Below are 25539 nucleotides of genomic sequence, written 5' to 3'. Positions count from 1 at the left end.
CCACATTCCGCGTGCCATCCTGATCGCGTGGGCCATCACCGGCCCGACGAACGGGAGCACCGCATGCTGCGCAGCCGTCCCTTCCTGATGTTCACCGGCCAGGCCGAAGCGGCGCTGGCCCTGTACGCCGAAGCCTTCGCCGAATTCCGCCTGCTGGCCCTGCAGCGCCACCCGGACGGGGCGGGCGCGGGCGTGCCCGGGCAGGTCCGCCAGGCCATTTTCCTGCTCGGCGGCACCCACTACCTGTGCTTTGACAGCCTGGATGTGCACGACTTCACCTTCACGCCCTCGATGTCGCTGTTCGTCGAGTGTTCCGGCGCCGAATCATTCGAGCGTGCCGCGCGCGTGCTGGGTGACGGCGGGCACTGGCTGATGCCGGTGGGCGAGCAGGATTTCAGCAGCCGCTACGGCTGGGTGCAGGACCGCTTCGGCGTGTCGTGGCAGTTGAGCCTGGGGCAGATGCCCGACCCGTGACGCGTTCTGCCGCTGCGCTCGCCGGGCATGGCCCGGCGCTACCGGAAAACAAGAACGGCCCGCTTGCGCGGGCCGTTCTCATTTCCGATGCCGCGATGGCTTACGCCTCGACTTCATCATCCTTGTAGGCATCGACCGGGATGCAGGCACACATCACGTTCTTGTCGCCGTACACGTTGTCGACGCGGGCGACCGGCGGCCAGTACTTCTGCAGCTTCAGGCTCGGCAGCGGGAAGGCGGCCAGCTCGCGCGGGTAGGCGTGGGTCCACTCGCTGGCGGTCACGGCCGTGGCCGTGTGCGGGGCGTTCTTCAGCGGGTTGTCCTCGCGGTCCAGGCGGCCGTCTTCGATCGCGGTGATCTCTTCGCGGATCTGGATCATCGCGTCGATGAAGCGGTCCAGCTCGTGCAGCGATTCGCTTTCGGTCGGTTCGACCATCAGCGTGCCGGCCACCGGGAAGCTCAGGGTCGGGGCATGGAAGCCGAAGTCGATCAGGCGCTTGGCCACGTCTTCGGCACCGATGCCGCTGGTCTTCTCCAGCGGACGAACGTCCAGGATGCACTCGTGCGCGACCAGGCCGTTGCGACCGGTGTACAGGGTCTTGAAGTGCGGGGCCAGGCGCTTGGCGATGTAGTTGGCGTTGAGCTGGGCGACCTGGGTGGCCTTGCGCAGGCCCTCGGTGCCCATCATCGCGATGTACATCCAGCTGATCGGCAGGATCGAGGCGCTGCCGAAGCTGGCGGCGCTGACCATGCCGACCGGACCGTTGTCACCCAGCTTGCCCGGCAGGAACGGGGCAAGGTGCGACTTGACCGCACACGGGCCAACGCCCGGGCCGCCGCCGCCGTGCGGGATGCAGAAGGTCTTGTGCAGGTTCAGGTGCGAAACGTCCGAACCCCACTTGCCCGGCTTGGCCACGCCGACCAGGGCGTTCATGTTGGCACCGTCGGTGTACACCTGGCCGCCATGCTTGTGGATGATCTCGCAGATCTCCACCACCTCTTCCTCGAACACGCCGTGCGTGGACGGGTAGGTCATCATGATCGCGGCCAGGCGGTCGCTGTACTTCTCGGCGTTGAGACGGATGTCTTCGACGTCGACGTTGCCGTTGGCATCGGTCTTGGTGACCACGACCTTCATGCCGCACATCTGCGCCGAGGCCGGGTTGGTGCCATGCGCCGAATCCGGGATCAGGCAGATGTCACGGTGATCTTCGCCACGCGAGCGGTGGTAGGCGCGGATCGCCAGCAGGCCGGCGTACTCGCCCTGCGCACCGGAGTTCGGCTGCAGGCTGACGGCGTCGTAGCCGGTGCACTCGACCAGCATCGCTTCCAGCGAATCGATCAGTTCCTTGTAGCCCAGCGCCTGCTCGGCCGGCACCAGCGGGTGGATCTGCGAGAACTCCGGCCAGGTCACCGGGATCATTTCGGCGGTGGCGTTGAGCTTCATGGTGCACGAGCCCAGCGGGATCATCGTGCGGTCCATCGCCAGGTCCTTGTCGGCCAGCGAACGCAGGTAGCGCAGCAGTTCGTGCTCGCTGTGGTGGGTGTTGAACACCGGGTGGGTCAGGAACGCGGACTGGCGCAGCAGGCCGGCCGGCAGCGCATCGGCGGTGCTGGCATCGAGCGCGTCCACATCAACGGTGGCACCGAACAGCGCGCCTACGGCGACGATGTCGGCGCGGGTGGCGGTCTCGTCCAGGCTGATGCCGACCGAACTGCTGTCGATCGCACGCAGGTTGTAGCCGGCGGCACGGGCCTTGGCATGGATCGCGTCGGCGTCGACACCGGTGACGTGCAGCGTGTCGAAGAAGTCGGCACCGACCTGCACACCGGCAGTGCGCAGCGCGCTGGCCAGGATGGCGGCCAGGCGATGGGTGCGGCGGGCGATGCGGGTCAGGCCTTCCGGACCGTGGTAGACGGCATACATCGAGGCCATCACCGCCAGCAGCACCTGTGCGGTGCAGATGTTGGAGGTGGCCTTCTCGCGGCGGATGTGCTGTTCGCGGGTCTGCAGGGTCAGGCGGTAGGCCGGGTTGCCCTGTGCGTCGATCGAGACGCCGATCAGGCGGCCCGGCATCGAACGCTTGTAGGCGTCACGGCAGGCCATGAACGCAGCATGCGGGCCACCGAAGCCGAACGGCACGCCGAAACGCTGGCTGTTGCCGACCACGATGTCCGCACCCCATTCGCCCGGGGCGGCCAGCAGGGTCAGTGCCAGCAGGTCGGTGGCCACGGCCACCAGGCCGCCGCGCGCGTGCACGGCATCGACCAGCGCCTTGTAGTCGCCCACCTGGCCGAAGGTGTCCGGGTACTGCAGCAGCAGGCCGAAGGCTTCCGCTTCCAGCGCTTCGGCCGGGGTGCCCACGCGCAGCACGATGCCCATGGGCTCGGCGCGGGTGCGCAGCAGTTCCAGCGTCTGCGGGTGCACGGCGTCGTGCACGAAGAAGGTGTCCGACTTCGACTTGGCCGAGCGCTTGGCCAGGGTCATCGCTTCAGCGGCGGCCGTGGCTTCGTCCAGCAGCGAGGCGTTGGCGATTTCCATGCCGGTCAGGTCGGCGCACAGGGTCTGGAAGTTGATCAGCGCTTCCATGCGGCCCTGCGAGATTTCCGCCTGGTACGGGGTGTAGGCGGTGTACCAGGCCGGGTTTTCCAGGATGTTGCGCAGGATCACGTTCGGCGTGTGGGTACCGTAGTAGCCCTGGCCGATGAAGCTGCGCAGCACGGTGTTCTTGTCGGCGATCGCGCGGATCTTCGCCAGCGCCTGCACTTCGGTGATCGACTCCGGCAGCGCCAGCGGTGCCGGCGACTTGATCTTGGCCGGCACGATGGCATCGGTCATCGCATCCAGCGAGGCGTGGCCGATGACGCCGAGCATCTGCGCGATCTCGGCATCGTTGGGGCCGATGTGGCGCTCGACGAACGCCGAATGGTGCTCGAGCTCACGCAGGGAAGGGGTGTTCTGGGACATGGCGAAGGATCCGTCAGGAAAGGGCACACGCACGGGCACAAGCCGCCGGTCGGCGGTCTGCGGGCGCCCCTCTGTCCTTTTGCCTGAGAGTTTAAAAGCGCGGAAAACCGCAGCTTCGTGCCCCTTCGGCGCCGGATCGAACCGGTCTCTCCAGAGTTCTGTTACGGGTGGTATCGGGCCTGAGCGATTACGGGCGTTGCGCCTTCGGCAGCGGTGACCTGCTTCTCCCACCGTGTTGCCCGCCGATTATAGCTCGTTGCCGGCGCCTGACGGTGGCCCGGGCTGGCCTCACGGGGCTGAATGGCCGATGGCCCGGGCGTGCGTTCTGTGCATCCGTGCATGGCATCGCGCGCATTCCCCACCTATGATGGTGGGATTCTCGTATTCATCTGGCGCCGTCCCTGCTGCAGGGGATCGGCGCCCGCCGTGCGTGTCATGCATGGCCCTGCCGGACGCTTGCCCGATGACCGCCGCCGTTGCTCCTTCCACCCGCCGCATGGCCCTGTTGCTCGCTGGCCTGGCCATGTTCGGTCCGTTCTCGATCGACACCATCTTTCCCGCGTTTCCGCAGCTGGCCCAGCGCCTGGCGGTGGACGAGGTGGCGGTGCAGCAGACCATCAGCGTCTACCTGCTGTTCTACGGCCTGATGAGCCTGGCCCATGGCCCGCTGTCCGATGCGTGGGGACGCAAGCGGGTGATCCTCGGCGGCCTGGTGATCTTCGTCGGCGCCTCGGTGGGCTGTGCGTTGTCTACCGACCTGACCACGCTGCTGGCGTTCCGCGCACTGCAGGGCCTGTCCGCCGGCGTGGGCATGATCGTCGGCCGCGCGGTGATCCGCGATCTGTACCACGGCCACGACGCGCAGCGGCTGATGAGCCAGGTGTCGATGCTGTTCGGTATCGCCCCGGCCATCGCGCCGATCATCGGTGGCTGGATCCTGCTCAGCGGTGCCGGCTGGCCGCTGATCTTCTGGTTCCTGGTGGTATTCGCGCTGGTGCTGCTGGCGGCCACCGCGCGCTTCCTGCCGGAAACCCATCCGGTGGAGGCGCGGATCGCCCTGTCGCCACGCACGTTGCTGCGCGATTACGTGCGCATCGGCTTCAACCCGCGGTTCCTGCGCCTGGCCCTGGCCGGCAGCATCGGGTTCGGCGGCATCTTCCTGTACATCTCCTCGGCGCCGGCCATCGTGATGCAGCACCTGCATCTGGGTGAAGGTGGCTTTGCGTGGTTGTTCATTCCCACCATCGGCGGCATGACCACCGGTTCGTTCCTGTCCGGGCGCATGGCCGGGCACAGCACACCGACCCGGCAGGTCGCGCTCGGTTTCACCCTGTGTGCGGTCTCTGCCGTGTTGAACATCGGCTACGTCACCCTGGCGCCGCAGTTCGCGCTGCCGTGGGCGGTGATGCCGATCTTCCTTGGCGGCATGGGCATGGCGCTGATCTTCCCGATCCTGGCGCTGGCGGTGCTGGACATGTATCCGCTGCAGCGCGGCCTGGCGTCGTCGCTGCAGGCGTTCGTGCAGCTGATGATCAGCACCGTGGTGGCCGGCGTGGTATCGCCGCTGCTGCACAACAACCCGCTGCACCTGGCACTGGGACAGGCGGGCTTCTTCGCGGCCGGCTTCGTGTTCTGGTACTGGGAGCACCAGCGCGAGCGCGCATCAGAGGCAGCCAGCACGGCGCATTGAGCGTCGTGCAGGGGTAGGGCGCGTCATCACGCGCGGATCCGTTGCGGCGCTGCGGGCAGGGATTAGGCTGGGGTTTCCAGCGAGCCGGTTCGTGGGTGCACGACAGCCAGCCATTCCGATGTCGTCGCATGAGGTACCCGCATGGCTGCGCAGCAGACCTACCGCCTGTTCGAGGTGGCGCTGAAGGAGCGCCGCGTTCTTTCTCCTTCTTTGGACCGCATGGTGTTCACCGGCGCCGACGTGGCGCACATGAAGACCGAAGGCCCGGACCAGCGTATCAAGGTGTTTTTCCCCTTGCCCGGCCAGGACGCGCCGGACGTGCCCAGCGGCGAAGACTGGTATGCCCGTTACCGGGCACTGCCTGATGACGCGCGGCCGCCGATGCGCACCTTTACCCTCCGCCAGCTGCGTGCCGGCGAGTGCGAGGTCGACGTCGACTTCGTGCTGCATGGCCAGACCGGACCGGCCTCGCGCTGGGCCACGCATGCACGGCCGGGCGACCGCGTGGTGCTGCTGGCCCCCGATGCCGACTGTGCGGACAGCAGCGAGGGCTGGGAATGGAAGCCGCCAGCCGGGGTAGGCCAGGTGCTGCTGGTGGCCGATGAGACCGCATTGCCGGCGGTGGCCGGCATCCTCGAGGAACTGGCCGGGCTGGCCGATCCGCCGCGCACGCTGGCCCTGCTGGAGATCGCCCAGGCCGGTGATGCGGTGCCGCTGAAGGCACCGGCCACGGCCGAACTGGTGTGGTTGCCACGCGGGCAGCAGGCCCATGGGCAGCGGTTGCTGCAGGCAGTACAGGCGCGGCTGGCGGCGGCCGCGACCGTCGCCGGGGCTGCCGAGCTGGACGACATCGACGTTGATGCGCAGATCCTGTGGGAGCAGGCTGACGCCAGCGCGGACGGCGCGCTGTATGCCTGGGTAGCGGGCGAGGCCGGCGCGGTGATGGCGATCCGCCGGTATCTGCTGAAGGACTGCGGCCTGGATCGCCGCGCGATCACCTTCATGGGGTACTGGCGGCAGGGGCGGGTACTGGACTGAGCCGCTACCGCACGGGCGTGAACCGGCATGCAGGGGGTGTGGGTTATCCTTGCGCCCCCGCAATGCAAGCCCCACTGATGTCGACCTCTTCCAAATCCCGCCGCGACCAGCGCCGTCGCCAGGAACAGCAGGCTGCCAACAAGGCCGCCGCCACCGCCTCGCCCGTCGAGCCGCACGCCGAGCTGCGCGACACGCAGCGCACGCTGCTGGCCGGCATCGTCCGTCGCGATGGCGAATGGGTGCTGGGCATGGATGGCCGCATCGCCGGCCAAAGCGAGAGTGCGGCCCAGGTACTGGCGCTGATCATGCAGGCCGGTGAACTGCACGAACGGCAGGGCACGCCGGTGCGCCTGATCTATTCGGATGCGCTGCGCGATGCGGCGCAGGCCGAAGCCAACGAGAAGGGGCAGACCTTCGAGGAATTCAAGGCCGCGCTGGCCGCGCAGCTGGCGGCGAAGAAGAGCAACTGATCGTCATCGCGGTAGCGCCGGGCCATGCCCGGCGGCTTTTCATTACGCCGCTGCGCTCGCCGGGCATGGCCCGGCGCTACCGAAACGGAAAAGGGCGGATCCTCGCGGATCCGCCCTTTTTTCATTTCGCCGCCGGTGCCGCGTTGGCCTGCCAGCCGCACATCTGGCCTTCGTTCTGCTGCTTCAACCAGGCATTGACCGGGCTGAAGTACTCGATCATCGGGCCGGCATCGAGCTTGTCCGAGCCGGTCAGTTCCTTCAGCGTGGCCTGCCACGGCTGGCTGGCACCCTTGCTCAGCATCGCCCAGTACTTCTGGCCGGCTTCCTTGTTGCCGTAGAAGGTGCACTCGTGCAGCGGGCCCTTGAAGCCGGCGGCATCGCACAGGCCCTTGTAGAACTGGAACTGCAGGATGCGCGCCAGGAAGTAGCGGGTATACGGGGTGTTGCCCGGCACGTGGTACTTGGCACCCGGGTCGAAGAATTCCTCGCCACGGGCGCTGGCCGGGGCCACGCCCTGGTACTTGGCCTTCAGGTCCCACCATGCCTTGTTGTAGTTGTCCGGGGTGATCGAACCATCGAACACGCCCCAGCGCCAGCGGTCGATCATCAGGCCGAACGGCAGGAACGACACACCCGACAGCGCCATGCGCATCTGGTTGTTGATGACCGCTTCGCGGCTCTCGGTCGGCGCGTCGACCAGCCCGATCGAGCTGAGGTACTTCGGCGTCATCGCCAGCACGATGGTGTCGCCGATCGCTTCATGGAAGCCATCGTTGGCGCCGCCCTGGAACAGCGGCGGCAGCGGGTTGTAGGCCAGGTCGTAATAGATGTGGCCCAGCTCGTGGTAGATGGTGGTGAAGTTCTCTTCGTTGGGCTTGATGCACATCTTGGTGCGCACATCGCCTTCCATGTTCATGTCCCACGCACTGGCGTGGCAGACCACGTCGCGGTCATCGGGCTTGATGAACTGGGTCTTGTCCCAGTACGACTGCGGCAACGACGGCATGCCCAGCGATACGTAGAAATCCTGTGCACGCTCGGTCATCTGCTTGGCGGTGCGCAGTTCGGCCTCGCGTTGCGCCTTGTACTGCGCGGCTACGTTCGCATCCTTGCCGGCCTTGGCCAGCGCCGCGCTCAGGTTGGTCTGGTACTGCTTTTCCAGCGCTGCAGTGATGTCCAGGCTGCCGGCGCCCGGGTACGGTTCCAGCTGGTCCCACAGGTTGGACCAGTCCTGCTGCCACATGTTGCCCATCAGGTGCGCGGCGATCAGGCCGTTGCCCACCTCGGCCTTGTCCTTGCCATAGGTCTTGTCCAGCTTGCCGCGCGCGTAGCAGTGCAGCTGCTCGTACATCGGCTTGACCTGTTCCCACAGGCGATCGGTTTCCGGGCCGATCTGCTCCGGCGGCATGTCATAGCCACTGCGCCACATCTGCCCGGCATCGGTGAAGCCCATGCCCTTGGCACCTTCATTCACCAGGCCGACGAACTTCTGGTAATCACCGCGCATGCTCTTGGTGGTGCTGTGCCAGCCCTGCCAGGCATCGAGCTGCTGGTCATAGTCGCGGCTGCGCGCCAGCACCTGCTCCAGTTCGCCCAGCTGGCGGCAGGAGTTGGGATCGTTGGCGTCGGTGCAGTACTTGCCTGCGCCGTAGCTGCCTTCCATGCGGGTGGCGATCTGGGTCAGTTCGGCCAGCTTGGCCGGGTCGCGCGGCGCCGGCATCGACGACATCAGCTTCAGCAGGTGGATCGCGCGCTTGCTGTCTTCGCTCATCGGCTTGCCGTCGAACTTGCCGGCCTGCTCGATCCAGCTGTTGAGCTGGGTCAGCGAACGCTCGTTGGCCTTGGCCGCGATGCGCTCTGAATCGCTGTTGATGTAGGTGGAGGACAGCCACTGCGCCGAGGTCATCTCCGGGTAGGCCGCCTTGAATTCGGCATTGATGCGGGCCACGAACTGGTCAGCGGTTTCGCCGGCCGGTGCACTGCTGCTGGCGGTCTCGGTGCCTGGGGCGGCTTCCTTCTTGCAGGCGGCCAGGGCCAGCGTGGCGGCGGCGATTGCCGAGGCCAGCAGGAGATGACGGTGTTTCACGGGCGATCCTTGGGTGGTGAACGACCGCCGAAGGCTAGTGGGCAGGCGTTGCCACCGCAAGTGGCGGAAGTCGGCCGGGCGGCGCCCAGGGACCGCGACATCGCATGCGCGCTGTCGCTCCCACGCTTCGCTGCGCGAAACGTGGGCCCCACTTACCAGCTCCCAGACCCCCGCCGCTTCGCGGCCGCCCCCTGACTCAGGGGGCTCTGCCCCAGACGCAATTCGGTGATGGCAGTAGATCCACGCCATGCGTGGATGAGATCTGTCAGAAATCGAGACTCAAATTCGGATCCGACCCCGTGCCGACCAACGGTCGGCACCCACCAACAGCAGCGGMAAWCTGTCGAAGGCGGGGTGGGTCCGGTTGCGGGGGCGTGAGCGCCATGGGCCCGAGGTATGCCTCGGGCGGGTTGGGCAGGACGCCCAACCCCGGTCTTGCCGTGTGCGCAGGACAGCGCACACGAGCAAGGCGCGACCGAGCCTCCATGGACGGATTTACGGCGTCCCCCGCAACCGGACCCACCCCGCCTACCCACAGGAACCCCGCTGTTGCTGTTGCTTCGGCCGTTGCCGTTGCCTCTGCGGGTGCAGGGCGCAGCCCTGCCGACAAACCCTAACTCTCGCAGCCGGCGAACAGGTCGCGATCCCGCTCGTACAGCGAGGTTTTCACCTGCATCAGCCCCAGCACCGACGGGAACAGGTTGTCGTGGTCGGTGTAGCTGGCCGAGCGCTTGCGCACGCACTGCAGGTCCAGTCCACGGCTGCTGGCGAAGCCCGGCGAGAACCACATCGTCATCGGCACCCGGGTCTGCTCGGCCGGTGCGATCGCGTACGGCACACCGTGCAGGTACAGGCCCTTTTCGCCCAGCGATTCACCGTGGTCGGACAGGTAGATCATCGCCGTGTCGTAGTCCTGCAGGCCCTGCAGCGTGCCGATGGTCTTGCTCAGGAAGTGATCGGTGTACAGCACGGCGTTGTCGTAACTGTTGGTGATCTCTTCGCGCGAGCAGCGACCAATGTCCTGGGTGTCACAGGTCGGGGTGAAGCGACGGAAGGCGGCCGGGTAGCGCTCGAAATAGGCCGGGCCATGGTTGCCCAGCTGGTGCAGCACCACCACTCGATCACCCGGGCGCGCACGCACCTGCGTCGCCAGGTCCTGCAGCAGGATCTCGTCCATGCAACGGCCATCGGCACACAGCCCCGGCGTGGTCGCGTCCGACAGCGACTGGAAGTCCAGGCCCTCGCATACGCCCTTGCAGCCGGACTGGTTGTCGCGCCACAGCGGCGCGATGCCCGCGCGGTTCAGTACATGCAGCAGCGACTGGTGCGCACGGATCTTCTTCTCGTCATACTCGTGGCGTCCCCATGGCGAGAACAGGCAGGGCAGCGAAACCTCGGTGCTGGTGCCGCAGGAGTGCATGTCCGGGAAATTGACCACCGCCGCCTGGGCCAGCTCCGGCGTGGTGTTGCGGCCACCATTCAAGCCCCAGTTCTGCGCGCGTACCGTTTCGCCCATCACGATCACCAGCAGGCGTGGCTTGCTCGTTGCTGCGCGCGGGGTCGCCTTGGCATCGGTACCAATCGGCAGCTTCGGCGCGCGTTGCACCGGGTTGTCGCCGCGCAGCGCACGCGGCAGCCCCAGCAGCACATTGGCCGGCGTTGCCAGGTAGCGCACTTCGCGCTGGTTGCGCATCAAGGCCGACACATCCTGGAAGGACACCAGCGCGCCACCGAGTGCGGTGACCGCAGCGACCAGCAGGAAGCCGATGCGCCACAGCAGGCTGCGGCCCCAGCTGCGGCGGCGCAGGTCAACACGCCACAGCACCACCATCGGCAACACAGCCAGCAGCAGGACCGGCCACAGCAGCGACACCGTCATCAGTTCGCGGCTTTCCTTGGGGTCGGTAGCCAGCACGTTGCGCAGCATGTCCGCATCCAGATAGATGTGGTAACGGCTCATGTAGTGCGCGGCAAACGCGGTGACCAGCAGCAGCACGCTGATCACCACCTTGGCATTCCAGCGCCACACCAGGATGCCCAGCAGCACACCGTGTGCACCCAGCAGCAGCAACAACAGCGAAAGCGCATAGCGCAGGCTGCCCGGATGGCTGGCCATGGCGCTGTGCCAGAACAGGCCATTGCCGGCCACAGCGAAGAACAGGCTGGTCAGCACGATCAGTGCTTCGGTGGACAGCTGTGGCCGCCATGCGCGGATGCTGGCCAGTGTCGGCAGCCGCAAGGAACGTTGGACCGATGCGTTCATGCAACCGCCTCCTGGCGGGTCGAGCGATCCAACTGGCGGCGGACCACCAGATACAGGCCCAGCGACAGCAGCCAACAGATCAAGGCGGTGGCAACGTCATGCGAAAGGAAGTGGGCGCCGCGCAGCTGTTGGCCGATGCCGAACACCAGGCCGCTGCCGAGGCCGATCCACAGCCCGGCCCAACGCCAGGCGGGGCGCCACAGCAGCGCGAAGAAGTACAGGCACATCCATGCGTATCCCGCGCTTGCGTGGCCGGCGGGGAAGCAGGCGCGGGCGGCCATGCCGGTCGGGCGGCTGCTGAGAAGACCGACGAACGGATCGTGTCCGCCATAGCGCAGCAGATCCCACGGGCAGTCCATCGGCACCAGCGACTTCAGCAGCGAGATCAGCCCGGTGCCGAGTGCCACGGCCACCACCACATACAGCAGCGCCCAACGCAGCGTGCGATCGCGGCCGCGGCGCCAGTGGTGGAAGCACAGCAGCATCGCCACCAGTGCCGCAGCGGTGCTCAGCCACTTGCCGGCCTTGTGCACCACCGAACGCGTCAGCCATGCATCCTGCAGCGCCCAGCGGCCGCCTTCCAGCCGGAACAGATGGTCGGCCAGCCACTGGTCGCCACCCAGGCCCATCAGCACGGTGAACACCGCAACGCCGATGACAGAAGGCAGCCAAAGATGGGTAACGGCAAAACGCGACGCCAGCAGCGAGGGCGCAAAGGAGACTGCCGGGACAAGAGGGCGAGCGGGCATGCAGGGAAGGGGCCGTTACGGGAATCCGCGGCCATGCTCGTCACTGGCATGTCGGAGAAGGGTCGTACACGCGTTTGCGCCGGGTTAATCGGTGCCCGGCGCGCATCATCGTTCAGTCTTCTTCGTCGTTGGCGCCTGCACGCTCGGCATGGCAGGCCGCATCCCAGGCGGTGCCCGGAAGCAACTGCCAACGATTGCGATTGGCAACACCGATCTCGATGACCTGGGCCGGATCGACACAGGGGCTCATGGCCTTGTCCAGTACCAGCAGCCAGCGCTTGTCCGGCGCCTCGGCCAACCATGGACCGGCGTCGTGCCACTGCTCTGCCCACGGCCGCTTGAAGCCGAACTCGCGCACCGGCCGGTCGGCCTGCAGCAGGTTCTGTTCGCGCCAGGCCACCAGCGCCAGTTCCGCATCGGGGCCGATCCGTGTGCCCACCCGGCGCATCACCGCCGACGCCGAGGCGTAGGGGTCCAGCGCCGGTATCAGCACCAGTCCGTACAGCATCCACAGCAGGCCGTGGGTGAGCAGTACCAGCGTGGCCGCGCGTCGTATCCGCAGCCACACCGCCAGCGTCGCCACGGCGATGGCGAAGGTCAGCAGGCCATCTCCGAACACGGGCAGCAGGGTGTCGGGCATCGCCCGCCGTGCCAGCTGCGCCTGCGCCCAGGGGCTGTCGGTCAGCATCATCACGCCAAGCGCGCCGGTGGCCAGCATCAGCAGCAGGCTGTAGCCGAACAGATAGCGACGCACGCACAGGCGACGCAGCAGGCCGGGCAACAGCGGCGCCACCGCCAGTGCCATCGCCGGCAGCATCGGCAGCACGTACACCTCGCGCTTGCCCGGGCTGGCAGTGAAGAACAGCAGGACCAGCGCGGCCCAGCCCAGCAGCAGCCACTGGCGCTGGTCGCCGCGACGCAGCCGGCGCCACCACGGTTTGACCATCAGCGGCAGCAGCAGCGCACCCGGCAGCCACAGCGTGGCGATCACCTGCAGGTAGTACCAGACCGGCTGGCGATGGTGCCAGGCGTTGGCATAGCGGGTGCCGGTCTGCTTGAACAACAGTTCGTGGGCGTACGACTGCAGTGATGCACTGGGTTCATGCAGCAGCGCCCAGCCCAGCGGTGCCAGCCACACCGCCGTGCCCAGCAGGAAGGCCGGAATCAGCCACAGCAGGCTGGCGGGGTGGGGGCCGTCCACCGGCCGGCCGCGACGGCGCTGGTACAGCCGCCAGCCCAGCCAGGGCAGCACCATCAGCAAGGGCAGGAAGCCCACCCCCTTGGTCACCGTGCCGACGCCGGCGGCGAAGCCGGCCAGCCACAGGGCCGGCAGGTTGCGGCGCTCGCAGAGGTGGCGCAGCAGGCCCCACAGGGCCAGCGTGGTCATGCCCACCAGCACCATGTCGATCTGCGCGCGCTTGGCCATCAGGCCGAACTGCAGGGTGCAGAACAGTGCGCCAAGCGCGTACAACGAATGCCGTGGCGACCATAGCCGGCGTGCCAGGTCGGACACCAGCCACAGGCTGAGCAGCGCGGCCAGCAGCGACGGCAGCAGGAACGACCACTGCCAGCTGCCGACCACCTGGTGGGCGGCGGCCTGCAGCCACATGAACACCGGCGGCTTCTCGGCGTACAGCTCGCTGCCCCGGTGTGGCAGCAGCCACTCGCCGCTCTCCACCATGGCACGTGCGGCCAGCACGAAGCGTGGTTCGTCCGGTGGCTGCGGCTGGCGCATGCCAAGCCCGGCCGCCAGCGCCATCACGATCAACAACCACAGCAGCGGCAGGTGCCAACGGCGGGGCAGGGCAACGGGCACGGCAGGCTCCGGGAGCAAAACGGCCATTCTGATGAGGGGCACGTGGGAAAGCCGTCGGAGCGGCCGGCATGGCGACCGCATTCCGACATCCGCAGCGCTACCATGGCATGAACTTCCGTGGATGTTTCGTGCATGCGCCTGTTGGTGATCGAGGACAACCGCCAGTTGGTGGCCAACCTGTTCGACTATTTCGAGTCGCGCGGGCATGTGCTCGACGTGGCCCCGGATGGCATCACCGGCCTGCACCTTGCCGGCAGCCACCCGTATGACGCGGTGATCCTGGACTGGATGCTGCCGCGCATGGAAGGCCCGGAGGTGCTGCGGCGGCTGCGCTCCGAGCACGCCTCGGAAGTGCCGGTGATCATGCTGACCGCACGCGACGAACTGCCGGACAAGATCGCCGGCTTCCGGGCCGGCGCAGATGATTACCTGACCAAGCCATTCGCACTGCCGGAACTGGAAGTGCGCCTGGAGGCGCTGCTGCTGCGCGCGCAGGGTCGCAATCCGCGCAAGCGCCTGCAGGTGGGCGACCTGGTGCTGGACCTGGCCAGCCTGGAGGCGCAGCGCGCCGGCCAGGTGCTGCACCTGTACCCGGCCTGCCGCAAGCTGCTGGAAGTACTGATGCGCGCCAGCCCGGGTGCGGTCACCCGGCAGCAGCTGGAATTCGCCCTGTGGGGTGACGAACCACCGGACGGTGACCTGCTGCGCTCGCATGTGTACGAACTGCGCCGCAGCGTGGACGGCCCCTTTGCCGACAAGCTGATCCACACCCTGCCACGGGTGGGCTACCGGCTGGCGTCCACCGCAGGCGCGGACGCACGGAACGATGACGATGGCGCGTAAGCCCGGGCCGCTGTATCGGCGGGTGGTGTGGTGGCTGCTGGGCTACCTGGCGCTGATTTCGCTGGCGGTGTTCAGTGTGGGCAACTACGTGCACGAACACGCCGAGCACGCGGCGTGGCGCGCGCTGCTCAATTCCGAACTGGACAGCATCGTCGAGCACACCGAGCACGAGCCGCACTATCGCTGGCAGGACTCGGACACGCTGAGCCTGTTCCGCTTCAATGAAGCCAACATGCCCGCCAGCCTGCGCACCCTGCATCCGGGGTTGCATGACGGGGTGATGATCGGCGAGCGCGAGACGGCGGTGATGGTGCGCGATACCGGCTCGATGGGGCGGGTTGCGCTGGCCCTGGACATCTCCGATTTCCACGATCTTGAACAATTCGCAACGCGCTGGGTGATGCTGGCCGGCATCATCATGATCTTCGTCACCGTGTTGATGGCCTCCTTCGGCATGGAGCGCATGGTGCGCCCCTTGAGCCTGCTGGCCCAGCACATCGGTGCACTGCGGCCCGGCGTGCAGGGCCAGCGCATTGACGTCGATCCGCGCGGCAGTTCCGAGCTGCACACCATCGCCGATGCGCTGAACGATTACCTTGATCGCAACGAGCAGTTCGTCGAGCGCGAGCGGGTGTTCATCAGTACCGCAAGCCATGAACTGCGCACGCCGATCGCAGTGATGACCGGTGCCGCCGAACTGGCGCTGGAGCAGCCCGGCCTGCCTGAGCGCGCACGACAGCAGATGCAGCGTGTGCTGCGTACCGCGCAGGGCGTTGAGCAGCTGATCGAGCTGTTGCTGGTGCTGGCGCGTGATCCCGCTCGCCTGGCTGCCCGTGCCGAGCGCATCGCGCTGGACCAGCTGCTGCCGGAGATCGTCGACGACCATCGCCACCTGCTGGGCGACAAGGACCTGAGCATCGGCATCCAGGCCGCGCCGGTCGACATCGTCGCGCCGCTGGCGGTGGTGCAGGCAGCGATCGGCAACCTGCTGCGCAATGCCATCGAGAACAGCGGCCGCGGTCATATCGAGCTGCGCCTGACCTCGGCAGCGGTGTTGACCCTGCAGGACCCCGGCCATGGCATGAGCCCGGAGGAGATCGCAGCGATCCACGCGCGGATGGCCCGCGGTGAGCGCGGCGACCGCGGCGGCATCGGCCTGGAACTGATCGCGCGGCTGTGCGAGCACCTGGGCTGGACCCTGCAGCTGCAGCCCTGCCAGCCGCGCGGCACCCTGGCCTCGCTCGACTTTGGTACATCGCGGCCAGGCTGACCTGTCCGTCGACCAAGGTCGACGCCTACCAGGCAATGGCCGCGTGCGTTCCGGTAGGTGCCAACCTTGCTTGGCACGCTGGCCGCGTCACCGCCCCGTTGGCCGCGCCACGTGCTGGTCGATCAGGATCACGTTGCCATCGGGATCGGTCAGCTGCAGATAGGCCGGACCTTCGCCATCGGGATCGGCACGCGCCGTGAGCGCGATGCCCTTGGCGTCCAGCTCGGCCTGCACCTCACGCACGTCCTGGAAGGACGCCAGTTCCTGCTTGTGCTGGTCCCAGCCGGGATTGAAGGTGAGCAGGTTGCCCTCGAACATGCCCTGGAACAGGCCGACCACGATGCCGTTGTTGCGCAGTACCAACCAGTTCTGCGCCGCATCACCACCGGTCACCGAGAACCCCAGCGCTTCGTAGAACGCACGTGAGGTGGCCAGGTCCTTCACCGCCAGGCTGACTGAAAAAGCGCCGAGTTGCATGGGGCAGGCTCCAGTAGGGAATGCAGCGATTCTCGGCAGGCCGACGCGCTGCCGCAAGCAGCGCAGCATGACCCTGCGTGAAGACTATGTTAATTTCGACCCGCGCCGCTTATGCGGCGCTTTTCTTTTCCGCTCTTTCGATCGACAGAGGATCCCATGCCGACCGAACCCGCTACTGCCCTGATCAGCAACGACATCGTTGGCCTTGGTCTGATCGCCGCCACCCTTGCCCTGATCTTCTGGGCCGCCAGTGGCCCGACGCCCCTGCTGAAGAAGATCTTCGCCTGGGTGCCTGCACTGCTGCTGTGCTATTTCATCCCCGCCATCTACAACACCGCCGGTGTCATCGATGGCCACAACACCTCGCTGTACAACCCGGTCGCCCGCGATGTGCTGTTGCCGGCGGCGCTGGTCCTGCTGACCCTGTCGATCGACCTGAAGGGCATCGCCAAGCTGGGGCCGAAGCTGCTGCTGGTGTTCTGCGCCGGCACCGCCGGCATCATGCTCGGCGCCATCGTCTCCTTCCAGGTGATGAAGCTGATCCATCCGGAAACCGTGGCTGGCGACACCTGGGCCGGGATGGCCGCGTTGGCCGGCAGCTGGATCGGCGGTGGCGCCAACATGGTCGCCATGCGCGAAGTGTTCGGCACCGATGCCACCACCTTCGGCCAGTTCGCGGTGGTCGACGTGGCCTGCGCCAGCCTGTGGATGGCGATCCTGTTGTTCATGGCCAACCGCGCCCAGCAGATCGATGCCCGCAACGGTGCCGACACCCGCGCCATCGATGAGATGAAGGCGCGCATCAGCGCCTACGAGGCACAGAACGCGCGCATCCCCAGCATGACCGACCTGATGGTGATCGTCGGCGTGGCACTGGGCGGCGTCGGCCTGGCCCATGCCATCGCCGCACCGCTGTCGGGCTGGTTCAAGGCCAATGTCAGCTGGGCCAGCCAGTTCAGCCTCGACAGCCAGTTTGTGTGGGTGATCCTGCTGTCCACCGCGATGGGCCTGACGCTCAGCTTCACCCGTGCACGCCGGCTGGAAGCGGCAGGCGCCTCGCGCCTGGGTACCGTGTTCCTGTATTTCCTGATCGCCTGCATCGGCATGCAGATGAACCTGTTGTCGCTGCTGGATCGTCCGTGGCTGTTCCTGCTGGGGGCCATCTGGATGGCCACCCACGTGCTTGTGCTGTGGATCGTGGCCAAGCTGGTGCGTGCGCCGCTGTTCTTCTTCGCGATCGGTTCGCAGGGCAACATCGGCGCCGCCGCCTCGGCACCAGTGGTGGCGGCAGCATTCCATCCGACGCTGGCGCCGGTGGGCGTGCTGCTCGGTACGGTCGGATATGCCACCGGTACCGGCCTGGCGTATGTGACCGGGTTGATCCTGAAGTGGATGGCCAACGGCTGAGCCCTCTCGCGGCCAGCGACGGAAATCAGGAACGGGTAGAGCCGAGCCCACGCTCGGCTGTTTTTCGCGGGACGCTGCCGGAACTGTGCGGCACATACCGGAACGTATGGCGCGTGCGCCGTAGCGTGGGAAGCTCCTGCCGGCGTTGCCGGCGACGTTCGATGGGGCCGTCGATGATGAAGCAATGGAGGTTTCGGGTTTCCGCACTGGTGCTGTTGCTGGCCAGCACGGGGGCCTTCGCGCAGGGGCCGGTGAGGGCCGGCGGCGCCGATGTGCAGATGCTGACCGATGCCGGTGCGCGCGAGGTGGCGGCACTGATCGCCCAGCCAGGGTTCGCCGATGCAGTGCGCAGCTCGCTGCATGCGGCGCCGGAGCAGGGCGTGCCGGTGCAATTGTTGATGGGCCGTTTCGATCCGCAGGCGCATACGCTGGCCAGTGCATCGCTGGCTGCTGGCGATCGCCAGCTGCGCCAGCGCAAGGGGCTCCCGGCACAGGGGCAGGGGCTGCTGCAGTTGCGTGCGTACGTGCCCGAGGGGCACTCGCTGGCGGCCATCAATGCGCATCCGCTGTGGGTGGCCAGTCTGCCGCGTGGCAATGATCGCGACTGGACCACGATCACCGCATACGACGCGCAGGGCCGCGCGCATGTACTGGATGCGAAACGGGCCCCGGACTTTCCGGTGCTGATCGTCGACGTCGACACGCGGCGCGCCGTGCAGGAGGGCATGGCCCTGGTCAATGCGGGGCTGAAGGCTCGCGGCCTGCAATCGCCCGAACGCATCCAGCTGTCGGCTGACGGAACGCAGGCGTCGCTGGATATCACCCGCCTGGACCGCATCCGCCTGGCGGACGACCAGGAGCCCTGGGCGCTGGGGGCAGCCGAGGTGTTCGCTGTTGTTTCCGGTCTGCAGGTGGGCGCCACCGCACCGGAGATGGTCACCGTCGACATGCCGTACCTGGACTACGACGGTACCGACTACACCCCGCAGCAACCGCTGATCATCTGGGGCAACTATCGCTTCAACGCCGCCAACGTGCAGCTGTTCGAAGATGACGGCGATACCAACTACCAGGAGCTGCTGGTGGCGCTGAGCAACGGCGTCAAAGCCGCACTGGGCGCCTTCGCTCCTGAGTATGCCGTCATCGCCGACATCGCAGGCGCGATCCTCAAGGCCATGCCCACGTCGTGGTTTGCCAATGACATCGACTATATCGACAGCTATTACTTGTTGCAGCGCGGCCAGGCCTACCAGGACCGGATGGGAGCGGCCAACAACGCCAAGGTCACCCTGACCCCGATCACCCTCACGGAGTAGTTACGCCGGGCGGCGCCCGCAACCGCCGGCATCCACGAACAGAAAGGGGCCTGATCCGTTCTCCAGGGAAAGTGTGGGCTTGCAGGACCGTTGGCGCCATGGATGGCGCCATCGAGCCCCCATGGACGGGTTTACGGCGTGTCCTGCAAGCCCACACCGCCCCGCCAAACCCACAGAACCCCAGAGCCGACGCTCCAGCAGTTGCGGTTGCAGTTGATGTTGCCGTTGCCTCTGCGGGCGCCGGGCTGCAAGCCCGGCACCCACCGGGAACCTCAACAGCAGCGACCACCGTTGCGCCCGCCATACCGCGCTTCCTGCCGCTCGCGGAAGAACGTCTTGTAGTCCATCGGCTCGCGGTCCGGATGCTTCTCCCGCACATGCCGCACATAGTTGTCGTAGTCGGGAATGCCGCAGCACAGCCGTGCCGTCTGCACCAGGCGTCGCCAGATCCGGCGATGCGCCTGGTACTGCCCCACCGGAACCAGTTGTGTACTCATTACAGGTCCACCATTTCATGCGGCTTCAGCGCCACGTACGGGGTCTCGCGGTCGCTGCGCTGCGGATTGCGGCGCGCCGCCACGATCGTCTTGATCGAATACACCAGCACCGACGCCACCACCAGCAGGAACAGCGCGGTCAAGCCGGTGTTGACGTAGGCGTTGACCACGATCTGCTGCATCTGTGCGACCGACTTCGCCGGTGCGGTGATGGTGCCGCTGGCCAACGCGTCCTGGAACTTGTGTGCCTGTGCCAGGAAACCCTGCGCCGGGTTGCTGTCGAAGATCTTGATGAAACCGGCATAGGTGGTGCAGATCAGCAGCCACACCGCCGGCACCGCGGTGACCCACGCGTAGCGGTCACGCTTCATCTTGAACAGCACCACCGTACCCAGCATCAGCGCGATGCCCGCCAGCATCTGGTTGGAGATGCCGAACAACGGCCACAACGTCTGGATGCCGCCGAACGGATCGACCACGCCGGTGTACAGCAGGTAGCCCCACAGCGCCACGCAGCCGGCAGTGCCGATGATGTTGGCGGTCCACGACTCGGTCTTCTTCAGCGCCGGCACGAAATTGCCGAGCAGGTCCTGCAGCATGAAACGACCGGCACGTGTGCCCGCATCCACCGCGGTGAGGATGAACAGTGCTTCGAACAGGATGGCGAAGTGGTACCAGAACGCCATCATCGCGTCGCTGCTGCTGGGGATCGCCTCATGCAGGATCTGCGCGATGCCCACCGCCAGGGTGGGTGCACCACCGGCACGATGCAGGATGGTCGGCTCACCGATCGCTGCCGCCGTGGCGGTCAGCTGTTCGGGGGTGATGGTGAAGCCCCAGGTATTGGTGATGTAGTGTGCGGCCGATGCGGCATCGGCACCGATCACCGCCGCTGGGCTGTTCATCGCGAAGTAGATGCCCGGATCGATGATCGAGGCCGCCACCAGCGCCATCACTGCCACGAACGATTCCATCAGCATGCCGCCGTAGCCGATGTAGCGCATGTGCGCTTCATTGGCCAGCAGCTTGGGCGTAGTGCCCGAGGAGATCAGTGCATGGAAACCCGACACCGCGCCGCAGGCGATGGTGATGAACAGGAACGGGAACATGCCGCCTTTCCACACCGGGCCGTCGCCGCTGGCCGCGAACTGGGTCAGCGCCGGCATCTTCAGTTCCGGCATCACCACCAGGATGCCGATGGCCAGCGCGATGATCGTGCCGATCTTCAGGAAGGTCGACAGGTAGTCGCGCGGTGCCAGCAGCAGCCAGACCGGCAGCACCGAGGCGACGAAACCGTAGCCGATCAGCATCCAGGTAATCTGGGTGCCGGTGAAGGTGAACGCCGGGCCCCAGGTCGGGTCTGCCGCCACCTTGCCACCGAACCAGATCGCGGCGAGCAGCAGCACCAGGCCCACCACCGAGATCTCACCGATCTTGCCCGGCCGGATGTAGCGCATGTAGACGCCCATCAGGATCGCGATGGGCATCGTCGCGATCACCGTGAACATGCCCCACGGGCTTTCCGCCAGTGCCTTGACCACCACCATCGCCAGCACGGCCAGGATGATGATCATGATCAGGAAGGCACCGAACAACGCGATGGTGCCGGGCACCTGGCCCATTTCCTCGCGCACCAGGTCACCCAGTGAACGGCCGTTGCGGCGGCTGGACAGGAACAGAACCATGAAGTCCTGCACCGCACCGGCCAGCACCACGCCGACCACCAGCCACAGCAGGCCGGGCAGGTAGCCCATCTGCGCGGCCAGCACCGGGCCGACCAGTGGGCCGGCACCGGCAATGGCGGCGAAGTGGTGGCCGAACAGCACGTGCTTGTTGGTCGGTACGTAGTCCAGGCCATCGTTGTTGATCACCGCCGGGGTGGCCCGGGTCGGATCGAGCTGCATCACCTTGTCGGCGATGAACAGGCTGTAGAAGCGGTAGGCAACCAGGTACAGCGATACCGCCGCGACCACGATCCACAACGCGTTGATGTGCTCACCGCGCCGCAGCGCCACCGTGCCCAGGCAGAACGCGCCGAGCAGGGCGAGGGCCGCCCAGCCTATTTTGGAAAAACCTTTCATGAGGTGCTCTCTCCCGGAAAGACAGGCAAAGAGTCCCGCGTGCCCCTGGCAGGGTCAATGTGCACGGGACCATTCGGCGGTAGTACTTTGGTCGTACATGGGTGTGGCAGGTGGCGATGTTCCTTCGCAGCCGACAACGCAGGCGGTGCCGGCGTGCGGACATGACGTGCGGCGAACACCAGGGATGGAACAATCGGTTGCGACGGCATCCATTGGCGTTGCGCGCTGCAGCGTCCATTTTTAGCGGCATCCATCCAACAGGAGTCACCATGAGCCTTCCCGAGCCGGTCCGCGTCCTGCGTACCATCCGTGGCATGCCCACCTCCGACGGTGCCGGTGTTCGCCTGACCCGGGTCATCGGCGGCCCCTCGCTGCCCGACCTCGATCCGTTCCTGCTGCTCGACGAATTCGGTACCGATCGCGCCGAGGACTACATCGCCGGTTTCCCCGAGCATCCGCATCGTGGTTTCGAGACCGTCACCTACATGCTCGATGGCCGCATGCGGCATCGCGACAATCACGGCAACGAGGGCCTGCTGACCCCCGGCAGCGTGCAGTGGATGACGGCCGGCCGTGGCCTGGTGCATTCGGAGATGCCCGAGCAGGAAAGCGGGCAGATGCGCGGCTTCCAGCTGTGGGTGAACCTGCCGGCGCGCGACAAGATGACCGCGCCGAAGTACCAGGAATTCGCTCCCGAAAAGATCCCGGTGGTGCAGCCGGCCGAAGGCGTGCAGGTCAAGGTGATCGCTGGCACGGTCGAGGGCACGGCGGGGCCGATCGCGCAGCCAGCCACCGATCCGCTGTATCTGGACATTGCACTGGAGGCCGATCGTGCCTGGACCTACTCCCTGCCCGAAGGCCACAACGCGTTCGTCTATGTGTTCGAAGGCGGGTTGACGGTGGGCGAGCAGGATGCGGCGCGCGACGTGGCGCGGCAGGAACTGGCGGTGCTGGGCGGCGGCGAGCAGCTGCATCTGTCGGCAGGCAGCGACGGTGCGCGGTTGATCCTGGTGGCGGGTCGTCCGTTGCGCGAGCCGGTGATGCGGCATGGCCCGTTCGTGATGAACACCCGCGAGGAATTGATGCAGGCCTTCGTCGATTTCCAGGAAGGCAGGTTCTGAGGTCGCGCTGCGGGCCATGCCCACAGCGCATCGGTAGCGCCGGGTCATGCCCACAGCACATTGGTAGCGCCGGGCCATGCCCGGCGGATGTCCAGAAGAGCCGACACGGCCGAAAGCCGCCGGGCATGGCCCGGCGCTACCGATGGATCGGGTGGAAGTGCGGGAATGCTGCCAGGCAGTCATCCCCGCAGCGCCTCAGCGGCCGTCGGCCACGGCAGAGGGCGTCAGGTTCATGCCCTGCGCAAGCTGCTGCAGCGTGCCCAGTTCCTGGGAACTGTCGGGATACAGCGCGATCTGCGCGTAGCGGCCCTTGTCCAGCTTGACCACGCTGATGCGGCGCTCGGCATAGCCCGGCGGCTGCTGGCCGCCCAGATCCGGCTGGTACCAGTACATCGATTCACCGGCAAAGCTGCCTTTTTCCTGGCGCAGCGAGCGGGTCAGCGGAATGCCCGGATCGCGCTGGCTGAGCATCAGGCTCAGTACTTCGCGCCCGTCACTGGTGGCCGCGCGGCAGACCAGGAAGCCGGACTGTGCCTGCTGCTGCCATTGCAGGCCGCTGCTGGCGGGCAACGAAGGACAGTCGACCGGGGCCTGCGCGCAGGCAGACGCCGCAACGAACAACAGGCTCGACAGAACAACAGGCGCGAACTTCATGCATCCCCCAAGGTGGCGTGTCGTTGGCACCGCCGGTGACACCGGCGGTCGAGGCATCCCATCCCCGGATGCCGTCCTGCCCGGCGAAAGCACGGGCGGATGACCAGACCTTAACGGAACGTGAGCGATCGCACAAATCGCGGTTACATCCGTAACCATTGCGGCCGAGGGTCGGCCGCAATGGCACGGTCATGGCTCAGCGGTCGTTGCCGATCCACTTGTAGATGATGCCGCCGATCGCACCGCCCAGCAGCGGGGCGACCCAGAACAGCCATAGCTGGCCGGTTGCGCCACTGCCGGCGAAGAAGGCCACCGCCGTGGAGCGGGCCGGGTTCACCGACGTATTGGTCACCGGAATGCTGATCAGGTGGATCAGGGTCAGGGCCAGGCCGATGGCCAGCGGCGCGAAGCCCGCCGGCGCCTTGCCATGGGTCGCGCCCATGATCACGATCAGGAACACCGCCGTGAGCACCACTTCGCACAGGAACGCGGCCGCCACGCTGTAGCCGCCGGGTGACAGCGCGCCATAGCCGTTGCTGGCGAACGCGCCGGCCTGGCTGCCATCGATGGCGAAGCCGCTGGCACCGGAGGCGATCTGCAGCAGGATGAAGCCGGCCAGCAGGCCGCCGGCCACCTGCGCGATGATGTAGGGCACCAGATCCCGGGTCGGGAAGCGCCCACCGGCCCACAGGCCCACGCTGACCGCTGGATTGAAGTGCGCACCGGAGATATGTCCGAACGCGTAGGCGCCGGTCACCACGGTCAGGCCGAAGGCCAGGGCCACGCCGAGGAAACCGATACCCAGCGGATTGCCGTCGCCACCGAACTTGGCGGCCAGCACCGCACTGCCACAGCCACCCAGAACCAGCCAGAACGTGCCGAGGAACTCGGCGGACAAGCGTTTACCCATGCTCATGTGTTGCACTCCTTTGACGGTCTAAAGTGTGATTTATGTCACATTTCAGTGATCAGCGGGTGACTGTAGCGTCAACGCCGGGTGCAGGGATACACCTTCGGATGTGTGCAACACGCGATGCTCAGTACTGGGGCAGGGGAATGAATTCCTTGTCGTCGCCGGGAATGGTGCCGAAACGTCCGGCTTCCCAGTCGTGCTTGGCCTGCTCGATACGTTCCTTCGAACTGGACACGAAGTTCCACCACAGATGGCGCGGGCCATCCAGCGGTTCGCCGCCGAACAGCATCGCCTTCACCGGCGTCTTCGCCCGCAGGCGGCCGCGCGCACCGGCTTCGGGAATCACCAGGTGCTGGGGGGGAATGTCCACACTATCCAGCTGCGCTTGGCCCTCGAGGATGTACAGCGCACGTTCGCGGTGGCCATCATCGATGTCGATCTCCGCATCCGGGTCCAGGTCGATCGCCACGTTGAGCGTGTCGGCGAACACCTTGACCGGCGACTCCTCGCCATAGGCGCGTCCGGCAATGACGCGCAGCCAGGCGCCGTTGCGGCGCTGCTCGGGCAGCGTGGCGGCGGCATGGTGGTAGAAGGCCGGTTCGATTTCCTCATGCGACTTCGGCAACGCAACCCAGGTCTGCATGCCGTGGATCGGGTTGTCATGGTCGCGGTCCGGTTGCGGCGTGCGCTCGGAATGGGCGATGCCGCGGCCGGCGGTCATCCAGTTGACGTCACCGGGACGGATCACCTGGTCCGAGCCCAGCGTATCGCGGTGGCCGATGGCACCGGACCAGAGGTAGGTGACGGTGGCCAGGCCGATATGCGGGTGCGGGCGCACGTCGATGGCGGTACCGGGGTGCATGAGTGCCGGGCCCATCTGGTCGACGAACACGAACGAACCGATGCTGCGGGCCTGCAGGGTGGGCACGGCGCGGCGCACTTCCAGGCCGCCGATGTCGTGCACGCGCGGGGCGATGATGGTGGTCATGCGGGCGTTCTCGCTGGCAGGGATCAAGGCGGTCAGCATCGCATGTGGTGGTGGCGGTGACATTCCCCGTCCGGGTAACAGGTTGTTCCAGCCAACGGCGCAGCCCCTCGTGGCTGTGGGTTGGTCGCTGAAGGCAAAAGCAGAAGCCGCGCTTGGCCGGGCGGGTGGGTGGCGCAGGACACGCCGTAAACCCGTCCATGGGGGCTCGATGGCGCCATCCATGGCGCCAACGGTCCTGCAAGCCCACACCGCCCCACCCCTGACCGTTACCCGGTGACGGTCGGTGACCTTCGGGAGCTGGTAGGTGTCGACCTTGGTCGACACGCTTGGTCCACGCCATGCGTGGATGCGAGCGAAGCGACCGGCGTTTGAGTTTGATTTTGATTTTCTTTTTTCTTCTCCGTGGCTGGACAGCACC

20 protein-coding genes and 1 riboswitch are annotated in these 25539 nt (G+C 66.7%); of the genes, 9 read left to right on the top strand and 11 right to left on the bottom strand.

Annotation, left to right across the window (positions count from 1 at the left end):
- Positions 1–63: 63 nt before the first annotated feature.
- A complete protein-coding gene (locus AC1DCU_RS13175) occupies positions 64–474 on the top strand; it encodes a VOC family protein (RefSeq protein WP_025877065.1) in 411 nt (136 codons plus the stop codon).
- A gap of 100 nt (positions 475–574) precedes the next feature.
- Here the strand turns inward: AC1DCU_RS13175 and gcvP are convergent, their stop codons facing one another.
- Positions 575–3442 carry an aminomethyl-transferring glycine dehydrogenase gene (gcvP, locus tag AC1DCU_RS13170; protein WP_025877067.1) on the bottom strand — a complete coding sequence of 956 codons (2868 nt, stop codon included), beginning with the start codon at positions 3440–3442 and terminating at the stop codon, positions 575–577.
- 61 nt (positions 3443–3503) lie between these two features.
- Positions 3504–3606, bottom strand: a riboswitch (glycine riboswitch).
- Positions 3607–3905: 299 nt separating this feature from the next.
- On the opposite strand from gcvP, the gene AC1DCU_RS13165 reads away from it, so the two are divergent.
- The 3 genes from AC1DCU_RS13165 to AC1DCU_RS13155 all read left to right on the top strand — a co-directional run bounded on the left by AC1DCU_RS13165 (position 3906) and on the right by AC1DCU_RS13155 (position 6640).
- A complete protein-coding gene (locus AC1DCU_RS13165; protein ID WP_025877069.1) occupies positions 3906–5132 on the top strand; it encodes a multidrug effflux MFS transporter in 1227 nt (408 codons plus the stop codon).
- 141 nt (positions 5133–5273) lie between these two features.
- Positions 5274–6170: a siderophore-interacting protein gene (locus AC1DCU_RS13160; RefSeq protein ID WP_032976621.1), complete on the top strand. Its 897-nt coding sequence runs from the start codon at positions 5274–5276 to the stop codon at positions 6168–6170.
- Positions 6171–6247: 77 nt separating this feature from the next.
- The gene (locus AC1DCU_RS13155) at positions 6248–6640 is read left to right on the top strand and encodes a hypothetical protein (protein ID WP_025877073.1); all 393 of its coding nucleotides are present in this window, start codon (positions 6248–6250) and stop codon (positions 6638–6640) included.
- 121 nt (positions 6641–6761) lie between these two features.
- On the opposite strand, the gene AC1DCU_RS13150 is transcribed toward AC1DCU_RS13155, so the two are convergent.
- The 4 genes from AC1DCU_RS13150 to AC1DCU_RS13135 all read right to left on the bottom strand — a co-directional run bounded on the left by AC1DCU_RS13150 (position 6762) and on the right by AC1DCU_RS13135 (position 13554).
- Complete coding sequence (locus tag AC1DCU_RS13150; RefSeq protein ID WP_025877075.1) at positions 6762–8726, bottom strand: M2 family metallopeptidase; 1965 nt, start codon at positions 8724–8726, stop codon at positions 6762–6764.
- Positions 8727–9339: 613 nt separating this feature from the next.
- The gene (locus AC1DCU_RS13145) at positions 9340–10989 is read right to left on the bottom strand and encodes a phosphoethanolamine transferase (protein WP_248149043.1); all 1650 of its coding nucleotides are present in this window, start codon (positions 10987–10989) and stop codon (positions 9340–9342) included.
- Positions 10986–11738, bottom strand: a complete 753-nt coding sequence (locus AC1DCU_RS13140; RefSeq protein ID WP_032977237.1) for a phosphatase PAP2 family protein — start codon at positions 11736–11738, stop codon at positions 10986–10988. Before AC1DCU_RS13140 ends, AC1DCU_RS13145 begins: the two co-directional genes overlap by 4 nt.
- Before the next feature lie 112 nt (positions 11739–11850).
- Positions 11851–13554 carry an ArnT family glycosyltransferase gene (locus AC1DCU_RS13135; RefSeq protein WP_032977238.1) on the bottom strand — a complete coding sequence of 568 codons (1704 nt, stop codon included), beginning with the start codon at positions 13552–13554 and terminating at the stop codon, positions 11851–11853.
- Positions 13555–13686: 132 nt separating this feature from the next.
- On the opposite strand from AC1DCU_RS13135, the gene AC1DCU_RS13130 reads away from it, so the two are divergent.
- Complete coding sequence (locus tag AC1DCU_RS13130; protein WP_025877081.1) at positions 13687–14397, top strand: response regulator transcription factor; 711 nt, start codon at positions 13687–13689, stop codon at positions 14395–14397.
- Entirely contained in the window at positions 14387–15667 is a 1281-nt protein-coding gene (locus AC1DCU_RS13125; protein WP_032951976.1) for a sensor histidine kinase, read from the top strand. The genes AC1DCU_RS13130 and AC1DCU_RS13125 overlap by 11 nt, the downstream gene beginning before the upstream one ends.
- An 87-nt stretch (positions 15668–15754) precedes the next feature.
- Here AC1DCU_RS13125 and AC1DCU_RS13120 read toward each other — a convergent pair whose 3' ends face one another.
- Complete coding sequence (locus AC1DCU_RS13120) at positions 15755–16144, bottom strand: VOC family protein (RefSeq protein ID WP_025877085.1); 390 nt, start codon at positions 16142–16144, stop codon at positions 15755–15757.
- Between the two features lie 156 nt (positions 16145–16300).
- On the opposite strand from AC1DCU_RS13120, the gene AC1DCU_RS13115 reads away from it, so the two are divergent.
- Positions 16301–17551, top strand: coding sequence for a DUF819 family protein (locus AC1DCU_RS13115; protein ID WP_025877087.1), 1251 nt, complete (start codon positions 16301–16303; stop codon positions 17549–17551).
- A gap of 176 nt (positions 17552–17727) precedes the next feature.
- Entirely contained in the window at positions 17728–18867 is a 1140-nt protein-coding gene (locus tag AC1DCU_RS13110; protein WP_161763257.1) for a DUF3103 family protein, read from the top strand.
- Positions 18868–19139: 272 nt separating this feature from the next.
- On the opposite strand, the gene AC1DCU_RS13105 is transcribed toward AC1DCU_RS13110, so the two are convergent.
- Together AC1DCU_RS13105 and AC1DCU_RS13100 are read right to left on the bottom strand one after the other, a co-directional pair.
- Positions 19140–19364 carry a YbdD/YjiX family protein gene (locus AC1DCU_RS13105; RefSeq protein WP_025877091.1) on the bottom strand — a complete coding sequence of 75 codons (225 nt, stop codon included), beginning with the start codon at positions 19362–19364 and terminating at the stop codon, positions 19140–19142.
- Positions 19364–21445 (bottom strand): carbon starvation CstA family protein, encoded by a 2082-nt coding sequence (locus AC1DCU_RS13100; protein ID WP_025877093.1) that lies wholly within the window; start codon positions 21443–21445, stop codon positions 19364–19366. The genes AC1DCU_RS13105 and AC1DCU_RS13100 overlap by 1 nt, the downstream gene beginning before the upstream one ends.
- Positions 21446–21714: 269 nt before the next feature.
- On the opposite strand from AC1DCU_RS13100, the gene AC1DCU_RS13095 reads away from it, so the two are divergent.
- Positions 21715–22566 carry a pirin family protein gene (locus AC1DCU_RS13095; RefSeq protein WP_032977239.1) on the top strand — a complete coding sequence of 284 codons (852 nt, stop codon included), beginning with the start codon at positions 21715–21717 and terminating at the stop codon, positions 22564–22566.
- Positions 22567–22761: 195 nt separating this feature from the next.
- On the opposite strand, the gene AC1DCU_RS13090 is transcribed toward AC1DCU_RS13095, so the two are convergent.
- The 3 genes from AC1DCU_RS13090 to AC1DCU_RS13080 all read right to left on the bottom strand — a co-directional run bounded on the left by AC1DCU_RS13090 (position 22762) and on the right by AC1DCU_RS13080 (position 25121).
- On the bottom strand, positions 22762–23220 hold the full coding sequence (locus AC1DCU_RS13090) for a hypothetical protein (protein WP_025877096.1): 459 nt from the start codon (positions 23218–23220) through the stop codon (positions 22762–22764).
- 196 nt (positions 23221–23416) lie between these two features.
- Positions 23417–24136 carry an aquaporin Z gene (gene aqpZ, locus AC1DCU_RS13085; protein WP_032951977.1) on the bottom strand — a complete coding sequence of 240 codons (720 nt, stop codon included), beginning with the start codon at positions 24134–24136 and terminating at the stop codon, positions 23417–23419.
- Positions 24137–24257: 121 nt separating this feature from the next.
- Positions 24258–25121, bottom strand: coding sequence for a pirin family protein (locus tag AC1DCU_RS13080; protein ID WP_442252312.1), 864 nt, complete (start codon positions 25119–25121; stop codon positions 24258–24260).
- Positions 25122–25539: the final 418 nt, after the last annotated feature.

This window comes from Stenotrophomonas sp. 10L48 (assembly GCF_056395105.1).
The sequence above is the reverse complement of the archived record's forward strand: the minus strand, read 5'-3'. Positions and strand labels throughout refer to the sequence as shown.

What these genes read in the sequence shown, in the direction of transcription:
- AC1DCU_RS13175 (WP_025877065.1), top strand. Translation starts at nt 64, where the DNA reads ATGCTGCGCAGCCGTCCCTTCCTGATGTTCACCGGCCAGGCCGAAGCG.
- AC1DCU_RS13115 (WP_025877087.1), top strand. Translation starts at nt 16,301, where the DNA reads ATGCCGACCGAACCCGCTACTGCCCTGATCAGCAACGACATCGTTGGC.
- AC1DCU_RS13090 (WP_025877096.1), bottom strand. Translation starts at nt 23,220, where the DNA reads ATGAAGTTCGCGCCTGTTGTTCTGTCGAGCCTGTTGTTCGTTGCGGCG.
- aqpZ (WP_032951977.1), bottom strand. Translation starts at nt 24,136, where the DNA reads ATGAGCATGGGTAAACGCTTGTCCGCCGAGTTCCTCGGCACGTTCTGG.
- AC1DCU_RS13095 (WP_032977239.1), top strand. Translation starts at nt 21,715, where the DNA reads ATGAGCCTTCCCGAGCCGGTCCGCGTCCTGCGTACCATCCGTGGCATG.
- AC1DCU_RS13140 (WP_032977237.1), bottom strand. Translation starts at nt 11,738, where the DNA reads ATGCCCGCTCGCCCTCTTGTCCCGGCAGTCTCCTTTGCGCCCTCGCTG.
- AC1DCU_RS13130 (WP_025877081.1), top strand. Translation starts at nt 13,687, where the DNA reads ATGCGCCTGTTGGTGATCGAGGACAACCGCCAGTTGGTGGCCAACCTG.
- AC1DCU_RS13160 (WP_032976621.1), top strand. Translation starts at nt 5,274, where the DNA reads ATGGCTGCGCAGCAGACCTACCGCCTGTTCGAGGTGGCGCTGAAGGAG.
- AC1DCU_RS13165 (WP_025877069.1), top strand. Translation starts at nt 3,906, where the DNA reads ATGACCGCCGCCGTTGCTCCTTCCACCCGCCGCATGGCCCTGTTGCTC.
- AC1DCU_RS13155 (WP_025877073.1), top strand. Translation starts at nt 6,248, where the DNA reads ATGTCGACCTCTTCCAAATCCCGCCGCGACCAGCGCCGTCGCCAGGAA.
- AC1DCU_RS13105 (WP_025877091.1), bottom strand. Translation starts at nt 19,364, where the DNA reads ATGAGTACACAACTGGTTCCGGTGGGGCAGTACCAGGCGCATCGCCGG.
- AC1DCU_RS13125 (WP_032951976.1), top strand. Translation starts at nt 14,387, where the DNA reads ATGGCGCGTAAGCCCGGGCCGCTGTATCGGCGGGTGGTGTGGTGGCTG.
- AC1DCU_RS13080 (WP_442252312.1), bottom strand. Translation starts at nt 25,121, where the DNA reads ATGACCACCATCATCGCCCCGCGCGTGCACGACATCGGCGGCCTGGAA.
- AC1DCU_RS13120 (WP_025877085.1), bottom strand. Translation starts at nt 16,144, where the DNA reads ATGCAACTCGGCGCTTTTTCAGTCAGCCTGGCGGTGAAGGACCTGGCC.
- AC1DCU_RS13145 (WP_248149043.1), bottom strand. Translation starts at nt 10,989, where the DNA reads ATGAACGCATCGGTCCAACGTTCCTTGCGGCTGCCGACACTGGCCAGC.
- AC1DCU_RS13100 (WP_025877093.1), bottom strand. Translation starts at nt 21,445, where the DNA reads ATGAAAGGTTTTTCCAAAATAGGCTGGGCGGCCCTCGCCCTGCTCGGC.
- gcvP (WP_025877067.1), bottom strand. Translation starts at nt 3,442, where the DNA reads ATGTCCCAGAACACCCCTTCCCTGCGTGAGCTCGAGCACCATTCGGCG.
- AC1DCU_RS13110 (WP_161763257.1), top strand. Translation starts at nt 17,728, where the DNA reads ATGAAGCAATGGAGGTTTCGGGTTTCCGCACTGGTGCTGTTGCTGGCC.